This is a genomic window from Burkholderia sp. Tr-862 (assembly GCF_011753085.1).
GTDB lineage: Bacteria > Pseudomonadota > Gammaproteobacteria > Burkholderiales > Burkholderiaceae > Burkholderia > Burkholderia ambifaria.
This window is the reverse complement of sequence record NZ_VWWG01000224.1, coordinates 1-8,656: the sequence shown is the minus strand read 5'-3', so window position 1 is coordinate 8,656 and position 8,656 is coordinate 1. Positions and strand designations below refer to the sequence as shown.

8 protein-coding genes are annotated in these 8,656 nt (G+C 69.4%); 7 read left to right on the top strand and 1 reads right to left on the bottom strand.

What is annotated here, in order from left to right:
* Together pgl and F3J14_RS31870 are read left to right on the top strand one after the other, a co-directional pair.
* Positions 1-571, top strand: a 571-nt coding sequence (gene pgl / locus F3J14_RS31875) for a 6-phosphogluconolactonase (RefSeq protein WP_166726312.1), incomplete at its 5' end; no start/stop codon positions are given.
* The gene (locus tag F3J14_RS31870; RefSeq protein WP_166726311.1) at positions 549-2,477 is read left to right on the top strand and encodes a bifunctional transcriptional regulator/glucokinase; all 1,929 of its coding nucleotides are present in this window, start codon (positions 549-551) and stop codon (positions 2,475-2,477) included. The genes pgl and F3J14_RS31870, both read left to right, overlap by 23 nt.
* A gap of 107 nt (positions 2,478-2,584) precedes the next feature.
* On the opposite strand, the gene F3J14_RS31865 is transcribed toward F3J14_RS31870, so the two are convergent.
* Positions 2,585-3,802, bottom strand: coding sequence for a Bcr/CflA family multidrug efflux MFS transporter (locus tag F3J14_RS31865; protein WP_166726310.1), 1,218 nt, complete (start codon positions 3,800-3,802; stop codon positions 2,585-2,587).
* A 259-nt stretch (positions 3,803-4,061) separates the two neighbouring features.
* Between F3J14_RS31865 and F3J14_RS31860 the strand changes: the two genes are divergently transcribed.
* From F3J14_RS31860 to F3J14_RS31840, 5 genes are all read left to right on the top strand, one after another.
* Entirely contained in the window at positions 4,062-4,514 is a 453-nt protein-coding gene (locus F3J14_RS31860) for a hypothetical protein (protein ID WP_011656194.1), read from the top strand.
* Between the two features lie 185 nt (positions 4,515-4,699).
* The gene (gene hemL, locus F3J14_RS31855) at positions 4,700-5,983 is read left to right on the top strand and encodes a glutamate-1-semialdehyde 2,1-aminomutase (RefSeq protein ID WP_166726309.1); all 1,284 of its coding nucleotides are present in this window, start codon (positions 4,700-4,702) and stop codon (positions 5,981-5,983) included.
* Between the two features lie 13 nt (positions 5,984-5,996).
* Positions 5,997-7,118, top strand: coding sequence for a bifunctional diaminohydroxyphosphoribosylaminopyrimidine deaminase/5-amino-6-(5-phosphoribosylamino)uracil reductase RibD (ribD, locus tag F3J14_RS31850; protein ID WP_166726308.1), 1,122 nt, complete (start codon positions 5,997-5,999; stop codon positions 7,116-7,118).
* A 14-nt stretch (positions 7,119-7,132) separates the two neighbouring features.
* Complete coding sequence (locus tag F3J14_RS31845; protein WP_166726307.1) at positions 7,133-7,762, top strand: riboflavin synthase; 630 nt, start codon at positions 7,133-7,135, stop codon at positions 7,760-7,762.
* A 346-nt stretch (positions 7,763-8,108) separates the two neighbouring features.
* Positions 8,109-8,627, top strand: coding sequence for a DUF1993 domain-containing protein (locus tag F3J14_RS31840; RefSeq protein ID WP_166726306.1), 519 nt, complete (start codon positions 8,109-8,111; stop codon positions 8,625-8,627).
* The last annotated feature ends 29 nt before the right edge of the window (positions 8,628-8,656 follow it).

Genomic DNA, 8,656 nt, shown 5'->3' with positions numbered 1-8,656 from the left:
CGCGGTGTCCGGCGGCACGAGCCCGCGCCCGTTCCTGCAAACGCTGTCGCACGCGGCGCTCGACTGGGCCGGCGTCGACGTCACGCTGGTCGACGACCGCTGGGTGCCGGAGGACGACGCGGCCAGCAACGCGCACCTGGTGCGCGACACGCTGCTGCAGCACGCGGCGGCCCCTGCCCGCTTCCTGCCGCTCGTCGACACGCGCGCAGCGCTCGATGCGCACGTCGCCGCGCTGAACGCGAACGCCGACTACCGCGTGCCGACCGTCGCCGTGCTCGGCATGGGCGAGGACGGCCACACCGCGTCGATCTTCGCGGACGCGCCCGAATGGGATCACGCGATCGCGACGCCCGAGCGCTTCGTCGCCGTACATCCCGGCGCCGCGCCGCATGCGCGCGTGAGCTTTTCGCTCGATGCGCTGAAGCGCGTCGACCGGCTCTTCCTGTTGATCGCGGGCAGCCGCAAACGCGACGTGCTCGACGCCGCCGCCGCAACGCTGCAGAAGAACGCGATTTCCCACCTGGCCAACGACAAGGGGACCAAGCTCGATGTCTACTGGTGCGCAAAGTAAGGCTGTCGTCGTGGCCCAGCATGCCGACGGCCCGCGCCTGCTCGCGGACGTCGGCGGCACCAACGCGCGTTTCGCGCTGGAAACCGGCCCGGGCGAGATCACGCAGATCCGCGTCTATCCCGGCGCCGACTACCCGACGATCACCGACGCGATCCGCAAGTATCTGAAGGACGTGAAGATCAGCCGCGTGAACCACGCGGCGATCGCGATCGCGAACCCGGTCGACGGCGATCAGGTCACGATGACCAATCACGACTGGAGCTTCTCGATCGAGGCGACGCGCCGCGCGCTCGGCTTCGACACGCTGCTCGTCGTCAACGACTTCACCGCGCTCGCGATGGCGCTGCCCGGCCTCACCGATGCGCAACGCGTGCAGATCGGCGGCGGCACGCGCCGGCAGAACAGCGTGATCGGGCTGCTCGGGCCCGGCACCGGGCTCGGCGTGTCCGGCCTGATTCCGGCCGACGATCGCTGGATCGCGCTCGGCAGCGAAGGCGGTCATGCATCGTTCGCGCCGCAGGACGAACGCGAGGATCTGGTGCTGCAGTACGCGCGCAAGAAGTTTCCGCACGTGTCGTTCGAACGCGTGTGCGCCGGCCCCGGCATGGAGATCATCTATCGTGCACTCGCCGCGCGCGACAAGAAGCGCGTCGCCGCGAGCGTCGACACGGTCGAGATCGTCGAGCGCGCCCATGCGGGCGAAGCGCTCGCGCTCGAGACGGTCGAATGCTTCTGCGGGATTCTCGGCGCGTTCGCGGGCAGCATCGCGCTCACGCTCGGCGCGCTCGGCGGCGTCTATATCGGCGGCGGCGTCGCGTTGAAGCTCGGCGAACTGTTCACGCGCTCGTCGTTCCGCGCGCGCTTCGAGGCGAAGGGCCGTTTCACGCAGTATCTCCAGAACATCCCGACCTACCTGATCACCGCCGAATATCCGGCGTTCCTCGGCGTGTCGGCGATTCTCGCGGAGCAGTTGTCGAACCGTTCGGGCGGCGCGTCGTCGGCGGTGTTCGAGCGGATTCGCCAGATGCGCGACGCGCTGACGCCGGCGGAGCGCCGCGTCGCCGATCTCGCGCTGAACCATCCGCGCTCGATCATCAACGACCCGATCGTCGACATCGCGCGCAAGGCGGACGTGAGCCAGCCGACGGTGATCCGCTTCTGCCGCTCGCTCGGCTGCCAGGGCTTGTCGGACTTCAAGCTGAAGCTCGCGACCGGCCTCACCGGCACGATTCCGATGAGCCACAGCCAGGTGCATCTCGGCGACACGGCCACCGACTTCGGCGCGAAGGTGCTCGACAACACGGTGTCCGCGATCCTGCAGCTGCGCGAACACCTGAACTTCGAGCACGTCGAGAATGCGATCGAGATCCTGAACGGCGCGCGCCGCATCGAGTTCTACGGGCTCGGCAATTCGAACATCGTCGCGCAGGACGCGCACTACAAGTTCTTCCGCTTCGGAATTCCGACGATCGCGTACGGCGACCTGTACATGCAGGCCGCGTCGGCCGCGCTGCTCGGCAAGGGCGACGTGATCGTCGCCGTGTCGAAGTCGGGGCGCGCGCCCGAGCTGCTGCGCGTGCTCGAGGTCGCGATGCAGGCCGGTGCGAAGGTGATCGCGATCACGTCGAGCAACACGCCGCTCGCGAAGCGCGCGACCGTCGCGCTCGAGACCGACCACATCGAGATGCGCGAGTCGCAGTTGTCGATGATCTCGCGGATCCTGCATCTGCTGATGATCGACGTCCTCGCGGTCGGCGTCGCGATCCGTCGCGCGTCGACCAACGGCGAATTGCCGGAGGCCGTCGCGCAGGCACGCGCACGGGCGAGCGACGACGAAACGGCCGACGTGCTCGACTGGCTGAGCCACGGCGCATCGCCGGCGGCGAAGGACGTCGCGCGCGACTGACGCTCGACACGGTCAGGCGCTCGCCGCGCTCCGATCGCCCGAAAAAGAACGCCACCGACGCATCGCGCGGTGGCGTTCTTTCATGCCGCGGCCATTGCGGCCTTCGCTCAGGCGCCCGCTTTCACCGGGCGGCCATGCCAGCGCAGCACGAGATAGCGCCCGGCGAAACACAGCACGCCCGACACACCGATCGTCACGCCCATCGCGAACGGCGTGCCGTCCGCGAGTGCGCCGATCGCGATGCTCGCGAGCGCGCCGAGCGCGAGCTGCATCGCACCGAACACGGCCGCCGACGCGCCCGCGTTGTGCGGGTAGCGATGCATCAGGTCGGTCGTGCAGTTCGCGGACAGGATCCCGACCACGCCGACCACGAAGAACAGGCACACGACGATCGACCACAGCCCGCCCCACCCCGTCAGCGCGACGAGCGCGACCGCGAGCGACGCGATGCAGCTCACGAGCGACGCGGCGGCAATGAGGCGCAGCGAGCCGATACGGCCGACGAGCCGCGTGTTCGCGAAGTTGCCGATCATGATCCCGACGACGTTCAGCCCGAACAGCAGCCCGTAATGCTGCGGCGACACGTGGAAATACTCGATGTACACGAACGGCGTCGCGGTGATGTACGAGAACATCGCCGCAAACGCCATCCCGCCGCACAGCATGTGCCCCCACGCGACCGGATCGGACAGGATGCGCCCGTACGACGCGAACGATGCGAGCACGGCCGCGCTCTTGCGCCGCTCCTTCGGCCAGGTTTCGGGCACGCGCAGATACGCGGTCGCCGCGCACAGTGCGCCGAACGCGGCCAGCACGACGAACACGCCGCGCCAGCCGGCGAAGCGCAGGATCTGCCCGCCGATCAGCGGCGCAAGCAGCGGCCCGACCGCGGTGACGATCGCGACCATCGACAGCACCTTCGCCGCGTCGGTCGGCTCGTGCGCGTCGCGCGCGATCGCGCGGGCGAGCACCGACGCGGCGCCCGCGCCGAGCGCCTGCAGGAAGCGCACGACGATCAGCATGTCGATCGAGCCCGACACGAAGCAGCCGATGCTCGCGAGCGTGAACAGCGCGATGCCGCCGAGCAGCACCGGGCGGCGGCCCCACGTATCGGACAGCGGACCGTACAGCAGCATGCCGATCGAGAAGCCGGCCATGAAGCTCGTCAGCGTGCGCTGCGCGGCGCCGGGGCTCACGGAGAAGCCGGCGGCGATCGACGGCAGGCTCGGCAGGTACATGTCGGTGGCAATCGGCCCGCAGGCGGCGAGCGCGCCGAGCAACAGGATCAGCCGGGCATCGGGCCGGCGCCGGACGACGTGGGACATGGGTATCCGCAATGGAGGCCCGCGCGCATCGGGGCGCGCGTGGCGGTGAAGACGGGAGGCCGCGCCGCGGACGGCGCTCAGGCCCACGATTGTACGCGCAACTTTTTCGCGTGCCGCCGGCGCGTGTGCCGCGCACGGTCGGCAAGCGCCCGTACGGCCGGTGTCGCGCGAGTTCGCGTGCGGATTCGCGTGTGGATTCGATTAAGCTTGCTGCTCCCCGTTTTTCTCGTCTGATCAAATCGACACGACGACCGAACCGATGACCGCTTTCCTGCTGATCTGGAGCCCCAAGAAATGGCCGTGGCCCGAACTGCCCGACGTCGCCGCGCGCGTGAAGGCCGGCGAGGCCGTGCATGACGTGTGGGGCTGCGGCTTCGCACGCGGCATCCTGCCGGGCGACCGCGTGTTCCTGCACCGCGTCGCGAAGGAACCGAAGGGCGTGTTCGGCTCCGGCTACGTGACGCGCGCGCCTTACGAGGTGCCCGATCCGGCGACCCGGCGCGGTTACCGGCTATGCATCGACTTCGTCTACGACTGGCTGGTCGACGCCCACCAGGACGTCGTGATCCCGCGCGACGCGCTGCGCGTGCATCCGTACTCGGTGCAGACCTGGGATGCGCAGAGTTCCGGCACGTCGATCAAGCCGATGGTCGAAGGCCCGCTGGAAAAACGCTGGGCCGAGCTGACCGGCAAGCGCAAGTCGCCGCGATAAGCGGGTCGAAGCCGGATCCGGCCCGCCCTCGCCGTTCGCGCACGCCTGTCCCCCGACGCGCCGAAAGGCCGCAGACCGCCCGACGGGCCCGCCCCGCGCGTCTCCGGTACAATCGGACGGATAGTTCCGCCCAGGCGCCGCGGCCCGTGCACAGGCCCCGCACCCTTCTCTCGCAGGTTTCGCTCATGTCCAATAATCAGATCCTCTTCGAACGCGCCCAGAAGACCATTCCGGGCGGCGTCAACTCGCCGGTGCGCGCCTTCCGTTCGGTCGGCGGCACGCCGCGCTTCGTCTCGCGCGCACAGGGCCCGTACTTCTGGGATGCCGACGGCAAGCAGTACATCGACTACATCGGCTCGTGGGGCCCGATGATCGTCGGCCACGTCCATCCGGAAGTGCTGTCGGCCGTGCAGAACGTGCTCGCCGACGGCTTCTCGTTCGGCGCGCCGACCGAGGCGGAAATCGAGATCGCCGAGGAAATCTGCAAGCTCGTGCCGTCGATCGAACAGGTGCGGATGGTGTCGAGCGGCACCGAGGCCACGATGAGCGCGCTGCGTCTCGCGCGCGGCTTCACGGGCCGCAGCCGCATCGTCAAGTTCGAGGGCTGCTACCACGGCCACGCAGACAGCCTGCTGGTCAAGGCCGGCTCGGGCCTGCTGACGTTCGGCAACCCGACGTCGGCCGGCGTGCCTGCCGACATCGCGAAGCACACGACCGTCCTCGAATACAACAACGTCGCCGCGCTGGAAGAAGCGTTCGGCGCGTTCGGCGATGAAATCGCCGCGGTGATCGTCGAGCCCGTCGCGGGCAACATGAACCTCGTGCGCGGCACGCCCGAATTCCTGAACGCGCTGCGCGCGCTGTGCACGAAGCACGGCGCCGTGCTGATCTTCGACGAGGTGATGTGCGGTTTCCGCGTCGCGCTCGGCGGCGCGCAGCAACACTACGGGATCACGGCGGACCTCACCTGCCTCGGCAAGGTGATCGGCGGCGGGATGCCGGCCGCCGCGTTCGGCGGCCGCCGCGACATCATGGCCCACCTCGCGCCGCTCGGCGGCGTGTACCAGGCCGGCACGCTGTCGGGCAACCCGATCGCGGTGGCGGCCGGCCTGAAGACGCTGCAGCTGATCCAGGCGCCGGGCTTCTACGACACGCTCACCGCGCAGACGAAGCGCCTCGCCGATGGCCTCGCGGCCGAAGCGCGCGCGGCCGGCGTGCCGTTCGCGGCCGACTCGATCGGCGCGATGTTCGGCCTGTACTTCGCCGAGCGCGTGCCGACCAGCTTCGCGGAAGTCACGAAGAGCGACACCGAGCGCTTCAATCGCTTCTTCCACCTGATGCTCGACGAAGGCGTGTACTTCGCGCCGTCCGCGTACGAAGCCGGCTTCGTGTCGAGCACGCACGACGACGCGGTGATCGACGCGACGCTCGCGGCCGCGCGCCGCGCATTCGCGGCCCTCGCCGCCTGACCCGGGACCGCGCATGTTCTCGGATACCGATTTCGCCCACATGCAGCGCGCGCTGACGCTCGCGGCGCGCGGCATGTATACGACCGCGCCGAACCCGCGCGTCGGCTGCGTGATCGTCAAGGACGGCAACGTCATCGGCGAAGGCTTCACGCAGCCGGCCGGCCAGGACCACGCGGAGGTGCAGGCGCTGAAGGACGCGCGTGCGCGCGGCCATGACGTCGCCGGCTCCACCGTATACGTGACGCTCGAGCCGTGCAGCCACTTCGGCCGCACGCCGCCGTGCGCGAACGCGCTGATCGACGCGCGCGTCGCGAAGGTCGTCGCGGCGATGGAAGACCCGAACCCGCAGGTATCGGGGCGCGGCCTCGGGATGCTGCGCGACGCGGGCATCGACGTGCGCTGCGGGCTGCTCGCGAACGAAGCGGGCGAGCTGAACATCGGCTTCGTGTCGCGGATGACGCGCGGCCGCCCGTGGGTGCGGATGAAGACGGCCGCGTCGCTCGACGCACGCACCGCGCTGCCGTCCGGCGAAAGCCAGTGGATTACCGGCGAGGCCGCACGCCTCGACGGCCACGCATGGCGCGCGCGCGCATGCGCGATCCTCACCGGGATCGGCACGGTGCGCGAGGACAACCCGCTCCTGACGGTGCGCGACATCGACACGCCGCGCCAGCCGCAGCGCGTGCTGGTCGACAGCCGCCTCGACCTGCCGCTCGACGCGCGCCTGCTCGAAGGTGCGCCGCTACTGATCTTCTGCGGCCGGCTCGATGCGGCCGGCGAAGTGCGCGCGAACGTGCTGAAGTCGCGCGGCGCGGAAATCGTGCCGCTCGCGAATGCGCACGGCAAGGTCGACCTTCCCGCGATGCTGGCGGCGCTCGGCGCGCGCGGCGTCAACGAACTGCATGTCGAGGCCGGCCACAAGCTGAATGGTTCGCTGCTGCGCGAGCAGTGCGTCGACGAGCTGCTCGTCTATCTCGCACCGAGCCTGCTCGGCAGCGACGCGGCCGGCATGTTCGACCTCGCCGCGCCGGCGAGCCTCGACGCGCGCACACGGCTCGCGTTCCACAGCGTCGAGCGGATCGGCGACGATCTGCGGATTCTCGCGCGCGTCGCGCCGCCTGCCGCCACCCATTGAACGGAGCCGTCACGATGTTTACCGGAATTGTCGCGGCCGTCGGCCGCATCGAATCGATCAACCCGCTCGGCGCGTCGCCCGACGCGGGCGTGCGGTTGACGGTGCAGGCCGGCGGGCTCGACCTGGCCGATGTCGCGCTCGGCGACAGCATCGCGATCCAGGGCGCGTGCATGACGGTCATCGAAAAGACCGAAACCGGCTTCGATGTCGACGTGTCGCGCGAAAGCCTGAACCGCACGGTCGGGCTCGCGCAACCCGGCGAAGTGAACCTCGAGAAAGCGCTGCGCGCGCACGACCGCCTCGGCGGGCACATCGTGTCGGGCCATGTCGACGGCCTCGGCACCGTGACGCGGTTCGCGCCGGTCGGCGAATCGCACGAGCTGCGGATCGTCGCGCCGCGCGAGCTCGGCCGCTATCTCGCATACAAGGGCTCGATCACGGTCAACGGCGTGAGCCTGACCGTCAACACGGTCGACGATCGCGCGGACGGCTGCGAGTTCTCGATCAACCTGATCCCGCATACAGTCGAGGTCACGACACTGCGCCACGTGAAGGCCGGCGACAAGGTCAATCTCGAAATCGACATGATCGCGCGGTATGTCGAACGGATGCTGTCGGCATCGCAGGGCGTGCATCAGGACTGATTGTTCGCGGTCGTTCGGTTGCGGACTGGCGGATGGCGGTTCGGCCCGGCGTGGTCCGGGCGCTGCCGCCTCTCCCTGTTTCCGGCGCTCACCGTCCGTCGTGCCCATCCCCTGCTTCGCTTCGCGCCCCGCCGTCAGCCCGCCAGTGGACGCCGATCTGCACGGCCGCTCGAAACCACGCCTTTCGCTTCCGCTCGCCGCCCCCCGTGCGCCCCGACACCTGGCCTGACGGCCAACGACGCGCACGGGTCATCGCGTCGCGCTAAGATGCAACGGCAGCGGTTTCGGCGCCGCGACACACGGTGCGCCGCGTACCGGCTGCCCCTTTTCCTCCAGGAGTCGTCCCATGTCCATCTCGATGTACCAGGCTTCGCTGCCCGTCCTCATCCGCGGCCTCACCAACCTGCAGCACATCCTCGGCAAGGCGCAGGCGCATGCGGCCGAGAAGCAGATCGACCCGTCGGTGTTCATCGGCGCGCGCCTCTATCCGGACATGCTGCCGCTCGTCCGCCAGGTGTACATCGCGACCGACACGGCCAAGGGCTGCGCTGCGCGGCTCGCCGGCGTCGACATCCCGAGCTATCCGGACGTCGAGCAGACGTTCGACGAACTGAATGCGCGCATCCAGAAGACGATCGACTACCTGAAGAGCTTCGAGGCCGCGCAGATCGACGGCAGCGAAACGCGCCAGGTGGTGCTCAAGATGCGCGTCGGCCCGATCGAGTTCACCGGCCAGTCGTACCTGCTGAACTTCGTGCTGCCCAACTTCTTCTTCCACGTGACGACCGCGTACGACATCCTGCGCCACAGCGGCGTCGAACTCGGCAAGCTCGACTACCTCGGCGGCCGCAACGAGCACGCGTGACGCACGGCCGCGTCCTGGCCGAGCTGCGA

Excerpts from the sequence above, each read along its gene's own strand:
- F3J14_RS31870 (WP_166726311.1), top strand. The coding sequence starts at position 549 with ATGTCTACTGGTGCGCAAAGTAAGGCTGTCGTCGTGGCCCAGCATGCC.
- F3J14_RS31865 (WP_166726310.1), bottom strand. The coding sequence starts at position 3,802 with ATGTCCCACGTCGTCCGGCGCCGGCCCGATGCCCGGCTGATCCTGTTG.
- F3J14_RS31860 (WP_011656194.1), top strand. The coding sequence starts at position 4,062 with ATGACCGCTTTCCTGCTGATCTGGAGCCCCAAGAAATGGCCGTGGCCC.
- hemL (WP_166726309.1), top strand. The coding sequence starts at position 4,700 with ATGTCCAATAATCAGATCCTCTTCGAACGCGCCCAGAAGACCATTCCG.
- ribD (WP_166726308.1), top strand. The coding sequence starts at position 5,997 with ATGTTCTCGGATACCGATTTCGCCCACATGCAGCGCGCGCTGACGCTC.
- F3J14_RS31845 (WP_166726307.1), top strand. The coding sequence starts at position 7,133 with ATGTTTACCGGAATTGTCGCGGCCGTCGGCCGCATCGAATCGATCAAC.
- F3J14_RS31840 (WP_166726306.1), top strand. The coding sequence starts at position 8,109 with ATGTCCATCTCGATGTACCAGGCTTCGCTGCCCGTCCTCATCCGCGGC.